The following is a 21,664-nucleotide window of genomic DNA, read 5'->3' on the forward strand; positions in this document are numbered from 1 at the left end:
CGCACGGTCACCGAGATCACGGGGATAAAACTCGACCACTTCATGGTGGCCGACTTCAACGCGGTCAAGACGCTCTCGTCCGCGGTGGACGGTGTCTTCGGCCCGGGCTGCTACGGGGTGGTCTCGGGCTGGGTCACTGTCAGGGCCCAGCGGGTGTTCTCGGTCGAGGTGTCGATGACTACCGTGAAAGAGCCCTCAACGGTCCCCGGGGGGAGCGTCACAGACCCCACCCCTGCTTCACCGGCCGGGCAGTCCACCGTGAACTCGGCTATCCGGAGCTGCTGGGATTCCATCGTTGCCGCTGCACTGCCGCCTCCCTCGCAGGCCACTGTGAGTACGGTCGGCAGTCCCCTCCAGGCTCCCCCGGATGCGACTCCCCCATCTCCGGTGTTCTCCTCCACCCACACCAGACCGTCAGGCCCAGGATGTGGAAGAAGACCTCCTAGGGCCGCAGCAGGGGCGAGTCCTCCCCCGGCGATCCCAGCTGCCGTCAGTGCGGCCACTGTTAAGGCTTTGGTTGCTCTTCTCATGTTCCGCCCCTCCCGTTCGTCTGCCATGACGGGGACAGTGTGGCGTGGGGAGGGCCTTCACGCCTGAGTACAGCTACTCACGCATCACGGCTGCACGGCGCGTGCGGGACACCATTTCAACGTCCGCGGGTTCTGTGCTTCATTTTCAGAAGGAGATAGACTCTGGACTAGGAGCATACGCCCCTCGGCCTCTTCGGAGGAGCATCGAGATCATCCCGGCGGCCCTTCCTGTCCTCAGGGCGGGGAGAAGGCACCAGCTGATCACGTCAGTCCAACCGGGGTCTCTACAGCGCTCCTGCGTAGAGATTTACCGCTTCCCGCCACTCGAATCTGCCCAGCCCCAGGAGAAGGCAGACAAATATATGTCGCCCGCAAACCGCGCTGACCAGCGCGAGGCAGCCCAGCGAGAAGCCGTCGACGCGGTCGTGCGCGCCCTCGAATTGCCTGCAAGATCACTTGTGCCCGAACGGGGGCTTCGGACACAGGTGATCATGGCGACCGGGTCCGGGAAGACCCGGGTGGCGGCCCGCAGTGCGCAGGAGCTCCACGCGGGCCGGGTACTGGTACTCGTGCCCTCGCTGGACCTGCTCGCCCAGACCGAAGCCGCCTGGCGGGACGGGGGCCGTAGGGGACCGATGATCGGGGTGTCCTCGCTGCGGAGTGAGGAGACGAGCTTCCCCAACACCACGGACGTGGACGAGCTGGTGGAGTGGACGCGGGGCCTGGAGAAGGTCACCGTGTACGCCACGTACGCCAGCCTCGGACTGGGCACCCTGGAGCGGGCCCACGCCGCGGGCCTCGCAGCCTGGGACCTGATCGTCGTGGACGAAGCCCACCGGGTTTCGGGCCGGATCGGGAAGCCGTGGGCGGTCGTCCACGACAACCAGAAGATCCCCTCCCTGCGCCGCCTGTACATGACGGCCACGCCCCGGCTCTGGCAGCTCGGGGACGAGGACGAGGCCGGCGCCCCTGGCGAGCTGGTCGCGAGCATGGACGACGACCCCGAGGGCCCCTTCGGCAGCCGTTGCTTCACCCTGACGCTCTCGGAGGCCATCGACCGGGGAATCTGTGCCCCCTACCAGGTCGTCTGCGTGGACGTCACCGACACCGCGCTCCAGGCCGCGCAGCTCCTGGGTGCCGAAGGCCGCTCGGCAGAGGTCCGCGGGGCCCGGCTCGCCGCGCTGCAGACCGCCCTGGTGAAGGCGTCCGCGGAGGAGGGCTTCCGGCGCACGCTCGTCTTCCACCACATGGTGAAGGAAGCCGAGGCATTCGCGGCCGGGCTCCCCGATGTCACAGCCCAACTGCACGCATCCGACCCCGAGCTGTACCCCAAGACGATCTGGGCCCACTGGCTGTGCGGCAACCACAAACCGCTCCACCGGCGACGGACCCTCGGAGAGTTCGCCGCCGGAATCGCCACGGACGGCACCATCGTGGAAAAGTGCTACCTCAGCTCGGTGAAAGTCCTTGGTGAGGGCGTCGACACCAACAACTGCGACTCCGTGTACTGGGCCGACGTACGCGGCTCGATGCCCGACCTCGTCCAGGCCGTCGGCCGGGCGCTGCGGATGCAGCCCGGCGAGGGCAAGGTGGCCTCGCTCGTGGTACCGGTGCTGCTCGGGCCGGGCGAGACGGCCGACAACATGCTCACGAGCCGGGCGTTCGGCGGGCTGGCGAAGCTGCTGGAGGCGCTGCGGGCGCACGACGCCCGTGTCGTGGAGCAGTTGGCGCAGCAGCAGGCACAGAGCCGTGTGCGAGCCGTACAAACACGCAGCGGAGAACCGGAGAATGAGGGCTCACAGAGCGACCGAAGCGACTCTGGACCGTCAGAACCGGCGCGAGAGCTGCTGAAGTTTTCCACCCCCCGCAACCCCGCCACCCTCGCCGCATTCATCAATCTGCGCGTCCTCAACCCCGAACACGCACACTGGCGACGCGGCATCGAGGCCGCCGTCATCTACAACCGACTGCACGGCAACCTGAAGGTGCCGTTCACGTTCCGGGTGCCCGCCGCCGTCGACGACCAGAAGCAGGAGGCGGAAGGCGCGGGGTGGCCAGCCCCGCTCGCCGGGTTCCCGCTCGGGCAGTGGACCGCCGACGCCCGCCGGTTCTACGCCCGCGGCGACATGGATGAGGACCGCGTCGCGCAGCTGGAGAAGCTCGGCATGATCTGGAGCCACTTCGACGTCGCGTGGGAGGAGGGCCTGTCCGCTGCGCGCGGGTGGGCGGCCGAACACGGGCACCTCCTGGCCCCGCTGGACGCCACCTACCAGGGCTACCGGGTGGGCATCTGGCTGAAGAACGCGCGGGCCGCCGCCCGCAAAGCCGCCGAGAACGAGCAGCGGCGTGCCGAAGGCCTGCCCGTGGAGTCGTCGGCCGGGGCACTGCCGGAGACGCGGCGCGAGCAACTGGAAGACATCGACGCCTCCTGGTGCCCAAGCTGGTCGGTCACCTGGCAGAGGTGCTTCTACCTCGTACGGATGCACCTGGACGCCGGCGAGACGCTGCCCACCAAGACGGGCAACGTCCTGCGCCAAGGCGAGGACCTCGGACGGTGGGTGAAGGCGCAGCGGCTCGGATGGGACCAGCTTACGACCGTGCAGCAGTGGATGTGCGAACACGTCCTCGGCATCGAACCCGCGGCCGAGGACGAGAAGCCTCAGCCGCGCCGTACACAGGCCGACAAGTGGGCCATGAACTACGAGGCCGCCAAGCAGTACTACCAGCGCGAAGGACACCTCCGCGTACCGAGAAAACACGTCGAGCGGATCATCGGCGCAGACCAGCAGGAGCACGAGCTCCGGCTCGGAACATGGATCAGCAACCAGCGCAGCCGAGCCGCAACCCTGACACCCGAGCGAGTGGAACAGCTCTCCACCATCCACATGCGATGGACGTAAGAGCGGGTGATCCGATATGGCGGCGGACCGAGCAGAGACTTCTGCCCGGCCCGCTGTTGTCTGGTGGTTCGGCCCGGACCTAGGGGGTGAGGGGAGGAGGGCGCCCGTGAGCGCAAGACGTTAGTAGGCCCTGTTACATCGATGCCGCTTAAGCCAACTCGGCCAAGAGCTCAGCGAAGAGGTGCGGGCGACTGAAGTATCCAACGTGTGATGCGGCCAGCGTGCGGACGTCGAACGGGTTTTCCGGGGTCAGTTCGTCTGCCTTGCGGATCATGTAGTCCTGGACGGCCGGGGGGATGCTCAGGTCTTTGGTGAGGCGCACGAAGGTGTGCGGGATCGCACCCCATTGCGCGGCCCGGGCCACCGTGCCCTCTTCGAGCACCGCGTAGTTCTCGTCCGGGTCCATGGAGTCGAGCAGCATCCGGAACTGGTGGTCGGTGGAGTCGGCCATGATGGCGGTCTTGAGTTGCGCGAACAGCGCGGGGTCGGCGTGCGCGGCGCGCCAGTTCAACCGGACCACTCCCTGATGTGCGGTGCCCGGCACGGTGATGCGTGCCGCTGCGGCATCCAGCAAGTTGTCGTCGAGTACGTCCCACTCCTCGGTGACCATCGCTGGGTCGCTGAGGCAGACCGCGGAGAGGTAGACGACGCGGTCGAGGAGTTCGGGCACGGCGTTCGCGACGGCGGTGACGGTAAGGCCGCCGAAGCTGTTGCCCGCCAGGATTAGGGGCCCGGACGGGGCGAGCCGGTGCAGGACGTCCACCACATGGCGCACATTGTCCTGCAACGTGATGCCTTGCATTGCGGAGGAGGCCGCGGCCAGAGCCGCCAGGTCCTGCGGTTGCTCGTAGTAGGCGGCCGGGTGGCTGGCGCGGTCGCCGTGGCCGGGCAGATCGACGGCGTACGAACGGTATCCGTGCAGGGCCAGCTCGTTCTGCAGCGGCCCCCAGGCACGGGCGTTGCTGGACCCTCCGGGAACGAAGACGAAGGTGGGGTGTGCGGTGGTACGCATGAAGGAATCCTTGTCATCCTGAGACGAACGGTGCGGAGTCGGATGACCAGGTGCCGACGGAATGCTCGGGTCAGCACCGAGTCAGGGACACCGAACGGATGCGCAGGGACTGCCAATTGATGAGGACCGAGTGCATGATCGAGACTGTACGTCTCGTCTCGACGCTCCACCATCGAATTGCCGACCGGTCGTGGGGAGTCGTGTTGCTGCCGGTCCTCGAACGTACGGAAGGACCCGGGGGCCCGACCGGGTGGTCTTCCGGCTGAGCGCGCATGAAGGCCGGACCTCTTGGTAGTTCGGGGTACGACCCGCCCAAGCCCTGGCACAGGGACTGAAGGGCTGCGGCCGACGACGAAGCCCAGCCGCCTGACGAGGACGGTGAGGAGGGCTCGCACTCCCCGGACGACGACAGCCCGCCCGATGAAGCCCGATCGTGATCTGGCTCCCGGAGCAATGATCTACTCGGCTTGCGTAAGGGCAACGCCCAAGCGGTCCAGGCGTTCGTAGAGCGTGGGCGTACTCGTCCTCGTCCTTCCACTGCCAGCTGGTCAGGTCGGGGTCGATGACGAGGTCGACGGTCAGATCGAAGGTGTCGAACCCCGCCTCGCTACGGCGGGTGGGGTGTTCGAAGTTGACGTACCAGTTCCTCAGCCCGGCCGCGGTGAAGAAGGCGTTGATGCTGAACCACGCCGTCGGCGGCTTCCACAGCAGGAGCTCCGTCTCCTGCCACACCCCGGGCGCGAGATCCCACTCCCCCGTCGCCATCGTGTCGAACGCCTCCGTACGAACCGACCGGTCGCCGTCGGCGCGGGCCTTGGCGTACAGGGCCGGCCACAGCGCCTGAGCACCGGGCGCGCAGGCGGTCACCAGCGCCTCGCTGGTGTCGGCGAGGACCCGTAGTGCTTGCTCGCTCCACACCTGCCCGGAGCGGTGCACGTCGCGCCGAACGGCCGTCTCCCCCGTCGTGAAGGTCTTCACCGGCGCCTCCCTCGCGAGCCCGGCCGGGACGTCCAGCCGGGCGGGCACCACCTCAGTGCGCCCGGGGCCGGGTGGGTAAGCCGCCGTTCGGGGCGGCTTACCCACCCCCTCCCGGTCAGGCTTCCCCGGGGGCCGGCTCCCACAGGGAGCGGACGCGCCCAGTCCCCGTCGCAGTGGAAGCAGCAGCCGCTCGCGGCATCGTCGCGGTCGCTGATGGTGTAGGTGGCGTCATGGAAGAGCCAGGTGAGCCCGACGGTGTGCGCGGTGTGGATCGGGAGATCCTGCCGTCTGCCGAGCGTGAGCTCCAGGGCGACGCCGGGGCCGGTGAAATGGGCGCGAGGCAGGTTGCCGGTCATCGCGCGGAGCGTCTCGTTCACCTCGTGCATCGTCCCCGCTCCGGTCAGCTGCACCCGGGCCGCGAGGATCGTGTCGGCGGCCGCGGTGAAGGACAGCAGCCCGGCCGGGCGGGCGAGCGGCCCAACGCGGCCCACCGCGTCGGGGTGGGTGTGCTGGAGCTGGACCAGGGCGTGCCACAGGTCGCCCGGCAGGTCCTGGGGCACGGTCTCTTCTCTGCTGCATCTCATGAAACCTGTCTATGGCCTGGCACCGGCGTACAGCCGGACTCGGGCTGTTTCCTCCCGCACAGTGGTGCCGCAACTTCCCGGGCCGTCCCGCCGGGCGGCGCGCTCACGCCCGGCCCCGCGGAGGCGGCTTGCCCGGCTCAGGTCCGCCGACGGAACCAGCCGCGGCCCCTGTCCGGCTCAGGGTCGTCCGGCTCCAGCGGCAGGGCGGCCTGAAGGCGGGCGGCTTCGGCGGCGGCTTCCTTTCGGGCGACGTCGTCGGCGTGGCAGGTGCCGCACACGGACGCGTCCCCGGCCGTCCAGGGGCCACCGCGCGCGGTGGTCTCCTCCCAGCGCTGGTCGGTGAACTTCGCCCCGCACCGCTTGCACACGGGGGCGCTGCGCCTCCCGCTCAGCAGCCCGGCGCCGCTCCACCGCCGCTTCGGCTCGGGCCTCCTGGTCGCGGAAGAGGACGTCGCCGTCAGGGTTGTCGAGCGCAGCCGTCAGCTTCTGCTCGCCCTTCCCTCCCATCCGCCGCCACACCTCCGCGTCCGCGCCGTGCTCCGCCAGCTGCTCCAGGGTGGTGACGACGACGGGCACCGCCTGGCCGTAGTCCTTCGCGGTAATCCCCCGGTGGTAGGTCTCATACCGGCGCGACGCCCAGTAGCGGCGGTCGGCCTCCTCCAGCACGGCAACCGTGTTGTCGACCTTCGTCTCGGTAGTGTCCGCGAACACGAACGCGGGAGGCACCAGGCCCTCCCGGCCGGTCGGCGGGTAGAACCGGCGCCACAGCCGCTCCTCGTGATCGACGTGCTCGATCGCGTCCGGCCTTGAGCGGACCCGGTCCGCGGTGCGCTTGTCCGCGTCCTTCGGCAGCAGCCGGCCCCACTCCCAGTACCGGCACAGCTTCCGCGTACGCCTACGCCGACAACGTGCCGAGCGCCCTTACCGACCCCAGCGGTCTGTCCCCGGACGACCCCGACAACGACCGGGTCGACAGCGTCGGCGAGGCCGCGGGCATCTTCAAGGATGCCTTCGTCGACGTCGCCAAGTCGCCGTTCGTGTTCCTCAAGGACCTGAAGGACGCCGCCACCGGCGAGAACGGCGGCGCGGGCGGGTTCGTCGACAAGTACCTGCCCGTCCGTCCCGCGTACCGGCTCTACCGCGCCGAGAACATGCTCCGCCAGCAGGGCTGCGACGCCCTCTCCGACCTGTACTCCGACACCGCCGACGAACTCGTCCAGCAGCTCGTCCTCTCCGGTGTCGGCGGCCTCACGGGGTGGCGGCGGACCGCCGTCGCCACGGAGCGGGAACTCCAGTCCGGTGGCACGTCCTTCCGCAGGCCCCGCAGCGAGACGGACTTCTGGATGGAGTGGGCGGACCACGCCTACGACGCGATCCGCGCCGACGCCCGGCTCGACTGGGTCGCCCAGTCCGCCGCGTCGCACGGCTACTCTGCCGCCGACATCAACCAGATCTACCGGCACCTGTTCATCGAGACGCACCAACTCGACGACGGCGTGCAGCGGTTCCACTCCAGCCCCTATATTGCCAGGGCCTGGGAACGGCTCCAGGACGGAAACCCGCACCCCAGCGACCTCGACCTGCTGGCCCACGAGTTGTAGGAGTCCAGCTGGATGCGGGAGCACGGCGACCGGAACTACCGCCGGGCTCGCAAGGCGACTCTGGACGCGGGCCATGTCTGGGACGAGAACGCCCCGCCGCCGACGGGATAGGGTTCCGGTGATGACAGCATCCTTCAGCTGCAAAATCATCGCTTCCCTGGACACCGGAGCGGGCGTCTACGCGTGGACGACCGTGGAGGGGATCACCGGGAACATCCTGATCGACCCGGAAGGGGTGATCGCCCGTCCTTGTACGGCGGCGGGAGATCCTCTCGGTGACACGCTGCTCGACAAGAGGGTCGGGAATGTGCAGAACCCCGACCCGGACCCGGGAGTCCGGACCGCCTTCCTGAAGATCGCGGCGGTGCTCTTCATGGAGAAGGAGCGGCAGGGGCGGCTGCCTGACGCGGTCACGCGCACCTACTGGTAGGAGCGGCACCTTCTGAGAGGCCGGGTCCCTGGCGGGCCCGGCCTCCGGCGTGTGCGACGTCAGATGAACAGCATCGCCATGGCGCACACCGTGGGGGCCGTCGTGCCTGCCGACGGCCGCCGCAGCCGCTGGCTCATCACTCCTGGGAAACAAGACCGCCATGGCGGCGGAGGAGGCTCTTCTCGGCGAGCTGCTCGTCGCCCACATCCGGGATGCGATGCTCGGCCTCGGCAACGTCCCCGACCCGTCATCGGCCGTGACGCCGATGCGGACTTCGCCCATACACTCGCCGACTTCGACGCCTGCCGTTATGCCTCCCTCGCCGTTCGCCGTCCGGCTGCCCCGGCTAATCCGCTCCGGACACGCGCTTTCCGGCAGCCGCGGCGAAACCCAAAACTGCCGGCTCCTGGCCAAGAGCTACCTGCTGGCCACCCGCATGCTCATCAAGATGGACGAGCAGCAGCTCGGCTGGATGGCCGCCGACCGCACCCGCCAGTTGGCCGAGGCCGGCGGCGACATCCTCACGGTCGCCGAGTCCGCCCGTCAACTCGCCGGCGTCCTCGCACGAGTAGCGGGATGGCATGACGAGGCCCTGTCGATCGCGCTGTCCGCCGCCGACCACCCCGACCTGCGCGACACAGGGCGAGCTGGCGCCGCCGCGCGTGGACCGCTCATCCAATCCGCCACCTACACCGTGGCCCGGCGGGGCGACAGGGATGGGATGCGGGAGCTGACCGACGAGGCCGCGGGCATCGCCAAGGACCTCGGAGGGGGAACGCTGTTGCGCAACCACGGCGAGGGTTTCAGCCCGCTCACCGTGCAGCTCCACCGCATCTCCGCCGAGGACTACGCCGGCGCCCCCCCTGGCAGCGCTCGCCGCCGCCCGTTCCATCTCGCTCAAGGAGCTGCCCAGCGTCGAACGCCGCTCCCGCGCTCTAACTGATCGTTTCAGAATGAAGTTCGCTGTGAGGCTTGGCAGTTGGGTGTTGTGTCGGCAGGATCTGTTGGGTGTCTGCTGATCTTGTGCCTGATGACCTGTGGGAACGTGTGGCTCCGCTGTTGCCGGCTCGTCCGACCGTGCTGCGTTGCGGGGCATCGTTTACGTGCTGCGCAAGAGCGTGAGTTGGCGGGACGTCCCGGCTGAACGGGTTGGCTGCAGCGGTGTGACGGCCTGGCGGTGTCTGCGGGACTGGACCGAGGCCGGAGTCTGGCCGCAGCTGCACGAGGTACTGCTGGCCGAGCTGAGGGCTGCGGGCCTGCTGGACATGGACGAGGCGGTCATCGACGGCTCCCGTGTCCGGGCCCTCAAAGGGGGGCTCACGCCGGACCTTCGCCGGTCGACCGCGGGCGTCCGGGCAGCAAGCGCCACCTGATCACCGACCGCCACGGCACACCGCTCGCTGTCTCGCTGACCAGCGGAAACCGTCACGACGTCACTCAGCTGACGCCCTTGCTGGACGCGCTACCCCACATCCGCGGGGTCCGCGGGCGGCCGCGACATACGCGCCGACCTCCACCTCAGCCTGCTCCAACTCGCCTGCAGCATCATCTGCTTGAGACGACTCCGAACCTCATTCTGAAACGATCAGTCAGGGAGAACCTATGACCAGCCACACCCCCGAGCAGCTGCGCGCCCTCTACCATCGCTGGAGCGAGCTGTGGCGCGGCGACTTCACCCACGCAGCCGAGATCCTCGACCCGGGCTTCGTCGTTCACCAGGCCCGCCCGGACGGCAGCGACTCCGAGGCCGTCACCGGCCCCGAGCGCCTGCTGCCGGAGATCGAGCAGACCATGGCCGCTTTCGGCGACATCACCATTACCGTCGACCTCGGCCCGATCGTCGACGGCGACCTGATCTCCGCCCGCTGGACGATGAGCGCCACCTACACCGGTGGCATTCCCCAGGCCACCGCGCCCGTCGGCACGAAGATCTCCTTCAGCGGCAACGACATCCTGCGCGTCCGCGACGGCCGGTTCGTCGAGTACTGGACCTGCACCGACATCCTCGACGGCTTGTCCCAGCTCGGTGCTGTCTCCGGCCCCAACGGCCCCGCCCGCCACTGAACCGGCCAGACCGAGCCCCGGCAGTGAGTCAGCCCTCCTCGTCATGGTCGGCGTCAACAGCGGGGTCGCGGAAGGGCCGCAGACCGCGGGGAGAGGGGCGGGCGACGTCCTCGTCCTTGATGTCGTGGCCCTCGGCGTGGAGCTGGGCGACGGCGGCGTCGAGGTCGAGGTCGAGGTAGCGGGTGTCGATGCTGCCGCCGCACGATGTCCTCGGGTACGCGCCGGTTGGCCGGCCGCAGCCCGTTGCGGTCCAGGCAGACAGAGAGATCGGGCAGGAAGCGCAGAGCCATGGCAGGCCTGCCATGTCGCCGTGCGCGCTCCACGAGCCCCAGTCTGACGTGGGGCTCGACGTTGGTGCTGTCGAGATAGACCGTCATCCCCGCGCTCAAGTACCGCTTAAGCAAGGCGTTTTGCCGCTCCACGGCGGCCGGTGCGACGGACTGGTCACCCGCGTCCCCGCCGATCTCGCGGCTGGCGCGGCTGGGCATGAGTCAGGGCCGCCGCTGCGCCCCCGTGCGGCTGGCGTAGATCTCGCGGACCCGGGCCCCGATCCGTTCATGCACCAGGTCAGCGACACGCGACAAGGCCATCACGTCGAGAGACCCATTGCCGTGGAGCAGCGTGTTGGCGCGGGCGATGTGGTTCATCACTGCATCGGCTGCTTCCCTGACGCTGTCGGCGAGGATGAAACCGACCTGGGCGGCCGCATTGGCGAGGGCAGTCTGAGACGCTTGTCCGGCCTGCTCCCGCCGTTCTTCCGCTGACTCGTCGACGCTGTTCGTGTCCCTCAGGTGCACGTAGCGGTGAACGGCATGTGAGTAGTCGATCAGTTCTTCCACCGCCTCACGCAGCAGCTGATTGACCTCCATCAGGTGCTGGAGCTCGAATTCCTCGCTCCGCTGCGTGAGCGCATCCGCGGCGTCGTCGGCCTTGTCCTTCCGCTGCCGCCGGTAGGCGAGCCATCCGTTCAGTTGCGTCGCCAGGCCGCCGAGAAAGAAGGCCGCGATGCCCCACCAGAACTGCCACCCCTCCATGCGCGGGAGTGTACGCACCTGCCATTCCTGCCAGGAAGCTGTGTGTCGGCTCCTGACAAGGGAGGTTGGATGGCCTGTCGGTGCGGGTCAGGGGATCGACGTTTCTGGTCAGTCGGCCAGAGACGTCGGCTCGGTACTGCCATGGCCGCGCAGCGGGACATCGGCGTGCGGGCCAACGCTTCCCCGCGCCGGCCGCCGTCACTGGGCCGTCGGCGACCATCGGCCGGTACCGACGCCCCCTGCGGGTTCCGGCCGCGGGCCGGCGACTACGGGCGCTGCCTCACCCGGTCGACGATCCCCCAGTCCGCCACGTGCGACAGCTGGATGTACTTCTTACTCCCGGAAGCCGAGATCCGCTCGTCGCGGAAGCCCAGGAATTCATACGACGCCGGGTCGAAGATCAGGTACTTGTCTCTGTGGGACCCGCGCTCGGTATGGGCGATCCCCACCCCGGTCCGTCCGGCGGAGTCCTTCACTCCCGGGATCGTCCTGACGCCGGGCACAAGGGCCAGCGCCTCGTACGCCGCAGGGCGCAGCCCCTGGGGCAGTACCGGGTTCTTCAGGAGTTCGCCGAGCAGCCAGTAGGCCTCGAACCGCTCAAGCTTGTCGAGATCGCTGACCGACCGGTCGTCGGTGCGGGAGCCGAGGGAGATGATGGCCAAGATGAGCTTGTCCGGGTCCTGGGGCAGCTTCTTCAGCTCGCTCCATTTCCGGGGCGGCCACACCCCGCCGCCCTTTCCCGCGGGCTCCTCCCACATCTCGCGGCCCAGTTCCATGGACAAGGAGGGCTTGGAGACGTCCACCGAGTCCCACATCTCGTCGGTGTAGGTCTTGACCTTGCCGGTCTTCTGCTCGGTCTCCTTGATGATCCGCTTGGAGTAGATGAACTGGTCGTCGCGCGGCGCCACCGGCTCCTTCTCCTGCCTGCGTTCCCACGCCGCCGCCCCGTTCAGCACCGTCGCCGCGGCGATCCGCACCCGCGGGGTGCTCGTGCCCGGCGCACCGCCCTCGCCGGAGCCGTCCGTGCTGATCAGCACCGCCGTCCCCGTAACGGCCGTGGCGACCACCGCCGCCACGGCGAAGCGCAGTACATGGCGGCGCCCGGGGCTGATGCCGGTCTGCTGGTCCGCGTGGGCCATCGCGTTGAGCAGCCGGTGCCGGGCCCGGTCCCGGGCGGGGCCGGTGAGCGGGGCCGCGTCCGCGTCCCACTCCCGCAGGAATTCGAGTTCGTCATTCATGGTCGGATGCCTCTCGCAGTGCCGTCGGATTGGATCCGCCCAATGCTTCGCGCAGCTTGGTGCGAGCCCGGTGCAGCCGTGATCTGACCGTGCCCACGGGGATGCCGAGGGCCTGGGCCGCCTCCTCGTAGCCGAGGTCCCCCCAGGCCACCAGCAGAAGCACGTCCCGGTGCCGAGCGGGCAGGGCAGCCAGCGCCGCGGCCAGCTCACGGCGTACGGCCCGCGCCGCCACCCGGTCCGCAGTCCGGTCGGCCAGCGGCTCGTCGTGGTCGGCGAGGGCCGGGACCCGGGCCATGGCCTTGAACCGGCGGGCCTCAGCCCGCCGATGCCGTCCGACCAGGTTGGTGGCTATGCCAAACAGCCAGGGCCGGGCGTCGGCGCCCGCGCCGCGGGCCGGGTCGTAGCGATGCCGCTGCTGGAATGCGGTGGTGAAGGTCTCCGCCACGAGGTCATCGGCGGCCTCGCCGCCGAGGCGGCGGGCCGCATAGCGGTGCACGGAGTCGGCGTGCCGGTCGAAGAGCGCGGCGAACGCCTCGGGCTCATCCCGGGACCGCGCGATCACTGAGGCGTCGCTCTCCGCATCGGCACGCACGGTGCCGATGCGGACGCCTGGTCCGACGGTCATCGGGGCTCCTCTCGTCCAGGGGACGATGCTCGAATACGTGGGCTTTCACCTGTCCTTCGCCCGTCGCCCCGAAGCGGTTCCATCAGACCCCCACGGCGACTCCGTGCTCTGCGGCCACACCCTCACGCCGTGCGTCCGTCTCGCCCACGGTCAGCTCGTGGTCAACCCCAGCAGCATCGACTGGGCTGTGGGCGGACCGAAGTACACCGGGCCCGGACCTCCAACTCCGCACCACGCGCTTCGCTATCGCGGCCGCAGCCACCCGACCCGGCCGCGACTCGCCCCGGGTGGGTCGAGCCCGGAGCCCGTCGCCGCACCCGAGCACCTCAGCCCGATCCGGCAGCGGGCCCAGAGGGCGACGCCGCCCGGCGCAGGGAGCCGACGGCCGGCGGACGCCGCCGCATGCGGGCATACCACTTCAGGGCATCAGCACATCAGGCAGCTCGGCCCCCCTTCCGGGCACGACGGTCCCGCCACCACCCCCAGTGGCGGGACCGTCCATTACCGCCCTTCCCCCGGGAGCGCGAGCGGCGCTTGCGGCGAGCAGCGGGCCGCCGCCACGCGATGCCCCGTCCTGCTCGTCTCGGTCTGTGAGGTGCGTTCTCACCTCACCGCGGGCGGTGGTCATCGCGTGACCCAGTGGAACCTCGGGCCAGCCGCCGGTGCGTGTGAGGGCGCCGGCTTGCTCCCTGTGGTCCGGGGCACGACCGCGGACACGGGTCTCGGGCCGGCCAGGGTCCGCCGGGCTCGCCTGGTCCTGGTGGTCAGGCGCTCTTTCGGCGTGCGTAGTGACGCTGTGCCTTCACGCGGTTCCCGCAGCCGGCCATCGAGCACCAGCGGCGGGTGCCGTTCTTGGAGACGTCGTAGAAGCGCAGGACGCACTCGGGGTTGCCGCACGGCCGGATCCGTTCGGGCCGTTCCGCGAGCAGCCGCAGGTAGTCCTCGGCCGCCCGCCACGCGGGCAGCCAGGAGGGGGTCCGCACTTCGACGAAGGTGTCGGGTCCGTCGGGGCGCAGTAGGTGTCCCCTGCGGCCGTGCGCGAGCACGGCGTTGAGGGCCTCGACCGCGTCGGGATCGGGGTTGTGGGGGTTCACGACGGCCTTGTCGAGGGCCGTGCGTGCCTGGAGCAGCCGTTCCAGGGTGTCGCGGTCCGCCGTGGCCGGCGGGTCACCGAGCGCCTGGCGCACCAGGGGGGCGGCGAGCCAGGTCGCCAGTCCGTCGAGCGAGTCCAGCAGGTCGTGGTAACCGCCGGCGTCGATCCAGCGTGTGTTGAGCAGGTCGACGCTGAGCGGCTCGTCGGTCAGTGGGCGAGGGTCGGCCCCCGGAGTCGGTGGCACGGTGCGACGTCCTTCCTCCGTGGTGCGCGGGTTCACCCCACCATCGTAACCGTTCATCTGTTGATTAACGGTTGACGCTCCACGTTTCTAACCCCTAAAGTCCATTTCAACGGTTGCAAGACGGGCTTGCGACGACGAGTGAAGGCATGTGATGAACCATGACCAAGGCGAAGACCCTGCAGACCGGTCACGTGGGAGTGAACGTCACCGACCTCGACCGTTCCCTCGCCTTCTACCGCGCCGTCTTCGACTTCGAAGTGGTGGCGGAGGGCAAGGAGGACGACCGTCGCTGGGCGTTCCTCGGCCGGGACAACCGGATGCTGGTGGCGCTGTGGCAGCAGAGCACGGGCTCGTTCCCGGCCGGCCGGCCGGGTCTGCACCACCTGTCGTTCCAGGTGGAGAGCGTCGACGAGGTGAAGGCCACCGAGCAGGTGCTGCGTGAGCTGGGTGCCGAGTTCAATTACGACGGCGTCGTCCCCCACGGCGAGAACGGCACGTCCGGCGGCATCTTCTTCACCGACCCCGACGGCATCCGGCTGGAGATCTACGCGCCCACCGGTGCCGACCCGGCCGACGCCCCGACCCCCGGCGCCCCCACCTGCGGGTTCTTCTAGGAAGCCCCTCGTCTGTCCGGGTACCGGGCCCGTACCGGTTCCCGGCACCCGGACAGCCCTCGAACGCAACCGCACGCTCGAAAGGACCTGCCGTGGCCACGTATCACAACGGCGAGATCGCGGTGCAGCAGCGCGCCGGCCTAGCTCAGCAGGCGGACTTCTCGCTGGGCGGCATCGGCGCGAGCATTCCGCCCGTGGCGAGGGACTTCCTCGCCGCGCAGCCGCTGATCGTGCTGGGCAGCACCGACCCGGAAGGCCGCGTCTGGGCCAGCCAGTTGACGGGCGAGCCGGGATTCCTCAAGGTTCCCGACCCCCGCACCTTGGTGGTCGACGCCCTGCCCCTGCCGGACGATCCGCTGGCCGAAGTCCTGACCGGCGGACCGGCCGCCCGGATCGGGATGATCGCCATCGAGCCGGCCACCCGGCGCCGGATGCGCATCAACGGCCGGGCCCACCGGCAGGACGACGGCCTGCGCGTCGACCTCGACCAGGTCATCGCGAACTGCCCGAAGTACCTCCAGAAGAGGAACCACCGCAGGATCGGTCACGGCGGGGACGGGAACGGGGACGCGGCCCCCGTCGCCACCGACGGCTCCGAGTTGAGCCCGGCCCAGCAGCGGGCGGTGCGCACGGCCGACACCTTCTTCGTCGCCACCGTCTCCGACCGCGGCGACGCGGACGCCTCACACCGTGGCGGCAATCCCGGCTTCGTCCAGGTCCTCTCCCCCACCCTGCTGCGCTGGCCCGACTACGTCGGCAACGCCATGTTCCTGACCCTGGGCAACCTGCTGCTCAACTCGTCGGCCGGCATCCTCGTCCCGGACTGGGAAACGGGGACCACCCTGCACCTGTCCGGCACCGCGCACACCGTGTGGGACGCCGGCGAGATCTCCAAGGTGCCCGGTGCGCAGCGCCTGGTCGAGTTCTCCGTCGAAGCCGTACGGGAGATCACCGCCGCCTCACCGCTGCGGTGGAGCAGCCCCGACTACTCGCGCTTCAACCCCGCGGTCGCCTGACCTACGGGCCCACCGCACACCGCACACACCGACACCGATCACGGCATCCCTACGGAGCGACCATGCAGATCACCGTGGACATGAACCTGTGCGAGAGCCACGGGCAGTGTGTCTTCGCGGCGCCGGAGATCTTCTCCTTCGACGACGACGACTACCTCGTGTACGAGGCCGCCCCGTCCGACGCGCTGCTCGACAGGGCCCAGAAGGCCGCAGCGGCCTGCCCGGTACGCGCCATCACCGTCCTGCCGGCCGCCTCGTGACCGCCTTCGACCGGCACGGACTGGTGATCGTCGGCGCCTCGCTCGCCGGACTGCGGGCCGCGCAGACTCTACGCGAGCGGGGTTTCACCGGCGCCCTGACCCTTGTGGGCGACGAACCGCACATGCCGTACGACCGGCCACCGCTGTCCAAGCGCGTCCTGACTGACACCGGCCGACCGCCCGGCGTCGAACTGCCCGTGCCGGGCGGGCTGGAGGCCCGGTGGCTGCTCGGCCGGGCGGCGGTGAGGCTGGACCCCGCCGCGAGGACCCTCACCCTCTCCGACGGCGCACGGCTGTCCTACGCCGGACTACTCATCGCCACCGGATCGACCGCCCGCCGCTGGCCCGTCTCCCGACCCCCGCTGCCGGCCGGTGTCTTCACCCTGCGCGGCCGGGACGACGCGCTGGCCCTGCGGGCCGGCCTGGCCGCGGCGGAGCGGCTCGTCGTCATCGGCGCCGGCTTCCTCGGAAGCGAGATCGCCGCGGCCGCGCGGGAGCGCGGACTGGACGTCACACTCGTCGAGGCGGCGCCCCAGCCCCTCGAACAGGCCATCGGCACCACCGCAGGCGCCTACGTCGCCGCCCTCCACCGCGAGGCCGGCATCACGGTGCGAACCAGTACCGCGGTCGAGGGCTTCCTGCCCGGGCCCGGCGGATGCCTCGCCGGTGTCCGCCTCTCCGACGGCACCACCGTCCGGGCGGATCTGGCCGTCCTGGCGCTCGGCGGAGTACCCGCGACCGGCTGGCTGGCCCAGTCCGGCGTCGTCCATGACGGCGGCGTCCTCTGCAATCCCTGTCTGCGCGTCCTGCGGGCCGACGGTTCGGTCGTGCCGGGCGTGGTGGCGGCCGGCGACGTGGCCCGCGTGCCCCAGCCGCTGGCCGACGGCCAGCCCCTGGCGCTCGGCCACTGGACCAACGCCGTCGAGCAGGGCACGGCCGCCGCCGAGACGCTCCTCGCCGAGCGGGAACACGAAAGGACGCCCACGCCGTTCCTGTCCGTGCCGTCCTTCTGGTCGGACCTGCACGGCGCGAAGATCCGCTCGGTGGGCCTGCCGTCCGCCTCGGACGAAGCGCGGATAGTGGAGTACGACCTGACGGGCCGACGGCTGGAGGTCAGCTACCACCGTGCGGGCCGGCTGGTCGGCGCGCTGACCGTCGGACGGACGGGCCGACTCGCGTCGTACCGCCGTGCGCTCCAGGAGCGCCTGGCTCCCGCGGTGGAGGCGGGGGCGCCGGCCACCGCCTGAGGGCCGGCCGCCGTCCGCAGGCCGGCCTCGTAGGTTGCCGCCGTCCAATCGTCACCAGGCATGACGGTGCCCGGGTTGCGCGGGCCGATCCGGTTGATTACGAGCAGCAGCGGCGGGTGCGGCCGCTGTGGCGGCCTTCGGGCACCCACCAGCGGGTGCGCCACATCGGCCGCTCCTTGCCGCCGGTGTCTTCACCTTCCGCTGGCCAAACCGCATGTACTTGTCGATCTTCGCGGCGAGGATCTGCGCGGACTCGAAGCAGTTGTCGATCTCCACGAACAGCAGCCGCACCCCGTCCTCGGGGGGCGGTGATGACGATGTCTGCCTGGGCGCCGCCCTTGCCCGGGTCGGCCCAGGTGCCCGTCGCGGGCAGCGCCACCTCGGTCGCGTAGGAGGCGATGGTGCCCAACCCGGCGGGCGCGTCGAAGGCGGCCTGCGCGGCGGCGAAGACGTCGGCCGGCTCGCTGGCGAGCTCGGACAGGTCCGGCTTCGGGCGCAGCAGGGCGAGTACGGCTTCGTTGACCGTCATCGGGTGCGAGGCGCCCGTGCGGCCCGCGCCGCGGGCCGGGTCGCCCATCTCCCCCACCGGCCGCCCCAGCTCGCGAGCAGCGGCCTTCAATCCCATCGGGGTGAGGTTGCGCAGCGTGTCCCCGCCCGAGAGCTTCCCGCCGTTCTCCGCCAGGCCGTGCTTGCGCAGATCGGACAGCGCCCCGAGGTGCGAGGCGGTGCGGGCCTGCTTCCGCTCCGAGGGCTTCTCCTTGTCGGTGTGCCGGTAGCTCATGTGTGGGGCTGAGATCTGCTGGATCTGTTCGACTGTGGCGACCTTCAGCACTCCGAGCACGCGCAGCACGTCACCGCGCAGGTTGTTCGACGACCCCGCCGGGTTCTCCTCACGCTTCCCCGCCATCAGCTGCGCTCCTTCCCCGTCATCTGGCACGCGCGGCAACTTGCCGAGCGCCGGCCGCGCCCGGCCGCCAAGGGCACCCGGCCCCCGAACCCGATGCTCTCCTCCTCTACGGACATCACCCAGAAGTTCAGGAGTAGATAAGAGGGTTGTGACAACGCGGCGTGCGGCCGTATCTGCGTGCTGAACTGGGCTTTCTCCGTCCGGCTCGGTGCCGGGCACCAAAGTGGGTTCCACAGCGGCCTCCCAAGTGCGCACCGCAGGAGGCCGGGTCTGCTTGCCCGCTGCTGGTCGGGCCCGTGGCCGGGGCGGGCGCACCGGGCGCCTGCCGGGGGTCGGTGCGTGGTCATCGCAGTGGCTCCTTCGCTTCGGGCCGCCCTGATGGGCGGGGACTCGAGGGAGCAGCGTGCAACCGACCCCCTTGTCCGCGGTCTAACCGAGCCGGTAGCTGCCGTGGTCAAGGGCAAACGCGGTCGTGGTCGGAGCGGTAGCAGAGGTGGACAAGGGGGTGCGGCCGGGTTCGTGGTCGGCCCGACCACCCTGGACAAGGGGGCCCGGTTTGACCCTTGCAGACCCGATTCGTCCGGTTCGAGCTGGGGGAGAGTTCTCCGTCCTCTGTCCACAGGGCGGCGCGCCGACCATACGAAAACGACGCCGTGAGTCGCACGGCGGTCATCGTGAGGAGCGCTTCATGCCGTATCTGATCCCGACCCGTAAGCCGCTGATGCCCGAGCAGGTGGAGCAGGGCTTCGACTACCTCCTGGCGCTCCAGACGGGCGGCGGCGCCTCTGTCGCCGGGCGGGCGGACCCGGAGCTGGCGTTCGTCCTGCTGCGGCTGGCCGAGGACATCGTCTGGCCCGTCACGGCCGTAGACGGAGACGCCGCCGACCTGTGCGCGGACTCCTTCGTGCTGGACGAGGTCGGGTGCGTGCTGCTGTCCGCGCTGCGCGACTGGGCGCGCAACTCCCCCCACCCCGACCACGAGGACACCGCCGACACCTTGGAGGCGCTGCGCGACGCGCACCTGGCGGCGGCTCACGCGGTGCACTCCGTACCCGATGCGCACCGGTAGCCGCGCCACCGTGCGGGTGGGTGCGCACCAGTGCGGTGGTGCGCGCACCACGTCCATCCGGTGCGCCTCCACTCGGTGGGCGGTGCGCGCACCGGTGCGGCGAGCGCGCGGAAGTGGTGCGCACCGGGTGGGCTCGGTGCAGTGGAGTGGGCCCGAGTGGAGACGGCGCGTTTCTCCTTGACATGAGCGCCGTAATGACTTCAGGCGTCGCCAGGAGCCAGAATCGAAGACGAGTTCATCGCCGTAGAGCGCAACGACAAAGGCCCCGAGACTGACCTGCTGCGCGACTGTCCCGTAACTCTTTCGTGGCACCCTTCAACTATTCGTGACAATGGCTCAACTCGCGCTTTTCGAGTTGAGCCATTGTCTCGCTACACACTCTTCCATCTACGCCTAGCGCTAGGTTCTACACGCACCACTCCGAACGCTATCAGCAGTATGACAGGCCGGTGGGGTATGAGTACCTGTCGAGATACCAGGTGTAACTGCCCCATCCGGCAACGGACACGCAGTTCCCTCCCTGATAGGGCTGAAGCCCAGAGGGCTTGACCTTGGTCGCATTACGCCCACAATTCACGACTTTGTATTCGCGGGAACTGGACGTCACCTGATTCTTCACTACCTGGAATCCAGAACTCTGCGAGGAACACGGCCCCGTTTCCCCAGCCACGGCCGGCGCGGCAGGAAGCGTGAATGTAGCAATTCCTACGGCAGCGAACGTTCCTAGGACCTTAGCCTTCGACATGTGCCACTCCCCAGACGAAAAGACGACATTCTTGCTTGCTGCCGTTGATGATCCAGTAGAGATGAATAAGCTAGTGAGCGGAGAATCGGCCAGTCCTGCGAAGAAACTAGCCATGGTTAAGCACCTAACATCACACCGAGGTCCGGACCGGCGAGATCCGATGGCACGAGCTGCACCAGCTCGTCGTGCGTGACGTGCAGACCGGCCAGTTCTTCGCGAGCGACTACACGGCCGGCCTCACCAAGTACCAGAACATCGACCACTGAAACTACGTCGAGCACGCCGAGTTCTACTCGGTGCGCGAGCGGGAAGTCACCCTGGTCGAGTACGACCGGATCGCCACGTGAGTGGCTGGTCCTGGGCCTGGATCGCCTGGCTGGGCACCTTCGCGGCGATTGAGGGCGAGGCCCTGCTCAACAAGAGCCGTTGCAACACCTTGAGCGAGCACGTGCGGGCGTGGGCGTGGGCAGCGACGGCGTGGGCTGGCCGTGACCCGAACGGCTGGGTTCGGATACGCCGCTTTACCCTGCCGGCATTCCGGGCCTGGCTGTGTGTGCACCTGTTGACACCAAGTGGGTGTAACTCTCGTCCAACCCGAGGAGGTGTAAGCGATGGGCGCCCGCAGCCCCGTTCCTCGCGCGCCCACAGTCACGCAAGGGTGCCGATCAGCAGCCTGTGCCCCAGGGCAAAATGCGGCCCGTGAAGGTCCCGAATGCGGACTCGAACTGGCACCCCATCACCCGCAAGCTGTGGGAATCTCTCAAGGCGTGCGGCCAGGCCGACTTCTACCAGAACAGCGACTGGTCGTTCACCTACTCGCCTTGCGAGGACTTTTCTTACTACAAGAAGTCCGCAAGCGGTCGGGCTAGATGCTCCAGACCATCTACCCACTTTTAAGCGACTTCTCGTAGCCGAGGGGATCGGCGCCGTGTGCGCATCAATCTCACCGAACCCGTACCTGAGTAGGACTCCACCGCCGTAGTTGCCATCGCCGACTATAAAAGGAGCTTGGGCTCGCCGAGCAGGAATTCCTAACATAATGACTTCAGGCGTCGCCAGCAGATGAGTGCGCATCCGAGGGTGAGGAAGGCTTCGTGGATGTCGGCGCGTATCTCCCATCGGATGCGTAGGCGCCGGAACCAGTGAAGATGGGCGAAGGCGCGCTCGACGACCCAGCGCTGGGTGCCCAATCCGGAGCAGTGTTCGGTGCCTCGGCGGGCGATCAGTGATTTCACGCCGAGATTCCAGACCAGGCGTCGGTACTTGTCGAGGTCCTGGCCGCGGTCTGCCAGCACCACGTCCGGGCGGTGCCGGGGCCGACCGCGCTTGCCCCGTAACGGTGGCACGGCCTGCAGGAGCGGGATGAGCTGGGTGACGTCGTTGCGGTTGCCGCCGGTCAGGGTCGCGACCAGCGAAATGCCGGTGGCGTCGGTGATCAGATGGTGTTTGCTGCCTGTCCTGGGATTCCCGCAG

21 protein-coding genes and 3 pseudogenes are annotated in these 21,664 nt (G+C 69.3%); 13 read left to right on the forward strand and 11 right to left on the reverse strand.

Annotated elements, in window-relative coordinates; genetic code table 11:
- Positions 1–96, forward strand: a pseudogene (locus tag AB0I16_RS34540) (LCP family protein); the annotation flags it as partial.
- Between the two features lie 796 nt (positions 97–892).
- A complete protein-coding gene (locus tag AB0I16_RS34545) occupies positions 893–3,430 on the forward strand; it encodes a Helicase associated domain protein (RefSeq protein ID WP_363253635.1) in 2,538 nt (845 codons plus the stop codon).
- Positions 3,431–3,578: 148 nt separating this feature from the next.
- Here AB0I16_RS34545 and AB0I16_RS34550 read toward each other — a convergent pair whose 3' ends face one another.
- On the reverse strand, positions 3,579–4,442 hold the full coding sequence (locus tag AB0I16_RS34550) for an alpha/beta fold hydrolase (RefSeq protein WP_363253636.1): 864 nt from the start codon (positions 4,440–4,442) through the stop codon (positions 3,579–3,581).
- A gap of 81 nt (positions 4,443–4,523) precedes the next feature.
- Entirely contained in the window at positions 4,524–5,174 is a 651-nt protein-coding gene (locus tag AB0I16_RS34555) for a DUF402 domain-containing protein (RefSeq protein ID WP_363253661.1), read from the reverse strand.
- Between AB0I16_RS34555 and AB0I16_RS34560 the strand changes: the two genes are divergently transcribed.
- The gene (locus AB0I16_RS34560; RefSeq protein WP_363253662.1) at positions 5,074–5,286 is read left to right on the forward strand and encodes a hypothetical protein; all 213 of its coding nucleotides are present in this window, start codon (positions 5,074–5,076) and stop codon (positions 5,284–5,286) included. The two genes, AB0I16_RS34555 and AB0I16_RS34560, sit on opposite strands and share 101 nt — an antisense overlap.
- A 130-nt stretch (positions 5,287–5,416) precedes the next feature.
- Here the strand turns inward: AB0I16_RS34560 and AB0I16_RS34565 are convergent, their stop codons facing one another.
- Both AB0I16_RS34565 and AB0I16_RS34570 read right to left on the reverse strand, forming a co-directional pair.
- Positions 5,417–6,004, reverse strand: a complete 588-nt coding sequence (locus tag AB0I16_RS34565) for a hypothetical protein (RefSeq protein WP_363253637.1) — start codon at positions 6,002–6,004, stop codon at positions 5,417–5,419.
- Between the two features lie 137 nt (positions 6,005–6,141).
- The gene (locus AB0I16_RS34570; RefSeq protein ID WP_363253638.1) at positions 6,142–6,372 is read right to left on the reverse strand and encodes a hypothetical protein; all 231 of its coding nucleotides are present in this window, start codon (positions 6,370–6,372) and stop codon (positions 6,142–6,144) included.
- 540 nt (positions 6,373–6,912) lie between these two features.
- Here AB0I16_RS34570 and AB0I16_RS34575 point away from each other — a divergent pair.
- The 5 genes and pseudogenes from AB0I16_RS34575 to AB0I16_RS34595 all read left to right on the forward strand — a co-directional run bounded on the left by AB0I16_RS34575 (position 6,913) and on the right by AB0I16_RS34595 (position 10,099).
- Entirely contained in the window at positions 6,913–7,605 is a 693-nt protein-coding gene (locus AB0I16_RS34575) for a hypothetical protein (protein ID WP_363253639.1), read from the forward strand.
- A gap of 121 nt (positions 7,606–7,726) precedes the next feature.
- A complete protein-coding gene (locus AB0I16_RS34580) occupies positions 7,727–8,035 on the forward strand; it encodes a hypothetical protein (RefSeq protein ID WP_363253640.1) in 309 nt (102 codons plus the stop codon).
- Between the two features lie 160 nt (positions 8,036–8,195).
- Positions 8,196–8,978, forward strand: coding sequence for a hypothetical protein (locus AB0I16_RS34585; protein ID WP_363253641.1), 783 nt, complete (start codon positions 8,196–8,198; stop codon positions 8,976–8,978).
- Between the two features lie 65 nt (positions 8,979–9,043).
- A pseudogene (locus tag AB0I16_RS34590) lies at positions 9,044–9,615 on the forward strand (IS5 family transposase).
- A 22-nt stretch (positions 9,616–9,637) separates the two neighbouring features.
- Positions 9,638–10,099, forward strand: coding sequence for an ester cyclase (locus AB0I16_RS34595; protein WP_363253642.1), 462 nt, complete (start codon positions 9,638–9,640; stop codon positions 10,097–10,099).
- A 53-nt stretch (positions 10,100–10,152) separates the two neighbouring features.
- Here the strand turns inward: AB0I16_RS34595 and AB0I16_RS34600 are convergent, their stop codons facing one another.
- The 5 genes from AB0I16_RS34600 to AB0I16_RS34620 all read right to left on the reverse strand — a co-directional run bounded on the left by AB0I16_RS34600 (position 10,153) and on the right by AB0I16_RS34620 (position 14,333).
- Positions 10,153–10,587 carry an AAA family ATPase gene (locus AB0I16_RS34600; RefSeq protein ID WP_363253643.1) on the reverse strand — a complete coding sequence of 145 codons (435 nt, stop codon included), beginning with the start codon at positions 10,585–10,587 and terminating at the stop codon, positions 10,153–10,155.
- A 3-nt stretch (positions 10,588–10,590) separates the two neighbouring features.
- Entirely contained in the window at positions 10,591–11,133 is a 543-nt protein-coding gene (locus AB0I16_RS34605; protein WP_363253644.1) for a hypothetical protein, read from the reverse strand.
- 266 nt (positions 11,134–11,399) lie between these two features.
- A complete protein-coding gene (locus AB0I16_RS34610; RefSeq protein ID WP_363253645.1) occupies positions 11,400–12,371 on the reverse strand; it encodes a CU044_5270 family protein in 972 nt (323 codons plus the stop codon).
- A complete protein-coding gene (locus tag AB0I16_RS34615) occupies positions 12,364–12,996 on the reverse strand; it encodes an RNA polymerase sigma factor (RefSeq protein WP_363253646.1) in 633 nt (210 codons plus the stop codon). The genes AB0I16_RS34610 and AB0I16_RS34615 overlap by 8 nt, the downstream gene beginning before the upstream one ends.
- A gap of 764 nt (positions 12,997–13,760) precedes the next feature.
- Positions 13,761–14,333, reverse strand: a complete 573-nt coding sequence (locus AB0I16_RS34620; protein WP_363253647.1) for a CGNR zinc finger domain-containing protein — start codon at positions 14,331–14,333, stop codon at positions 13,761–13,763.
- Between the two features lie 158 nt (positions 14,334–14,491).
- Here AB0I16_RS34620 and AB0I16_RS34625 point away from each other — a divergent pair, with 158 nt between their 5' ends.
- The 4 genes from AB0I16_RS34625 (at position 14,492) to AB0I16_RS34640 (ending at position 17,470) form a co-directional block, all read left to right on the forward strand.
- A complete protein-coding gene (locus AB0I16_RS34625; protein ID WP_363253648.1) occupies positions 14,492–14,947 on the forward strand; it encodes a VOC family protein in 456 nt (151 codons plus the stop codon).
- A 92-nt stretch (positions 14,948–15,039) separates the two neighbouring features.
- A complete protein-coding gene (locus tag AB0I16_RS34630) occupies positions 15,040–15,963 on the forward strand; it encodes a pyridoxamine 5'-phosphate oxidase family protein (RefSeq protein ID WP_363253649.1) in 924 nt (307 codons plus the stop codon).
- A gap of 62 nt (positions 15,964–16,025) precedes the next feature.
- On the forward strand, positions 16,026–16,223 hold the full coding sequence (locus AB0I16_RS34635; RefSeq protein ID WP_363253650.1) for a ferredoxin: 198 nt from the start codon (positions 16,026–16,028) through the stop codon (positions 16,221–16,223).
- Positions 16,220–17,470 (forward strand): FAD-dependent oxidoreductase, encoded by a 1,251-nt coding sequence (locus tag AB0I16_RS34640; RefSeq protein ID WP_363253651.1) that lies wholly within the window; start codon positions 16,220–16,222, stop codon positions 17,468–17,470. The genes AB0I16_RS34635 and AB0I16_RS34640 overlap by 4 nt, the downstream gene beginning before the upstream one ends.
- A gap of 97 nt (positions 17,471–17,567) precedes the next feature.
- Here the strand turns inward: AB0I16_RS34640 and AB0I16_RS34645 are convergent, their stop codons facing one another.
- A complete protein-coding gene (locus AB0I16_RS34645) occupies positions 17,568–18,377 on the reverse strand; it encodes a hypothetical protein (RefSeq protein WP_363253652.1) in 810 nt (269 codons plus the stop codon).
- Positions 18,378–19,065: 688 nt separating this feature from the next.
- Here AB0I16_RS34645 and AB0I16_RS34650 point away from each other — a divergent pair.
- Positions 19,066–19,446, forward strand: coding sequence for a hypothetical protein (locus tag AB0I16_RS34650; RefSeq protein WP_363253653.1), 381 nt, complete (start codon positions 19,066–19,068; stop codon positions 19,444–19,446).
- A 1,776-nt stretch (positions 19,447–21,222) separates the two neighbouring features.
- On the opposite strand, the pseudogene AB0I16_RS34655 reads toward AB0I16_RS34650, so the two are convergent.
- Positions 21,223–21,651, reverse strand: a pseudogene (locus AB0I16_RS34655) (transposase); the annotation flags it as partial.
- Positions 21,652–21,664 lie beyond the last annotated feature (13 nt).

The organism is Streptomyces sp. NPDC050703 (genome assembly GCF_040654435.1).
In the GTDB taxonomy this organism is placed as follows: Bacteria; Actinomycetota; Actinomycetes; order Streptomycetales; family Streptomycetaceae; genus Streptomyces.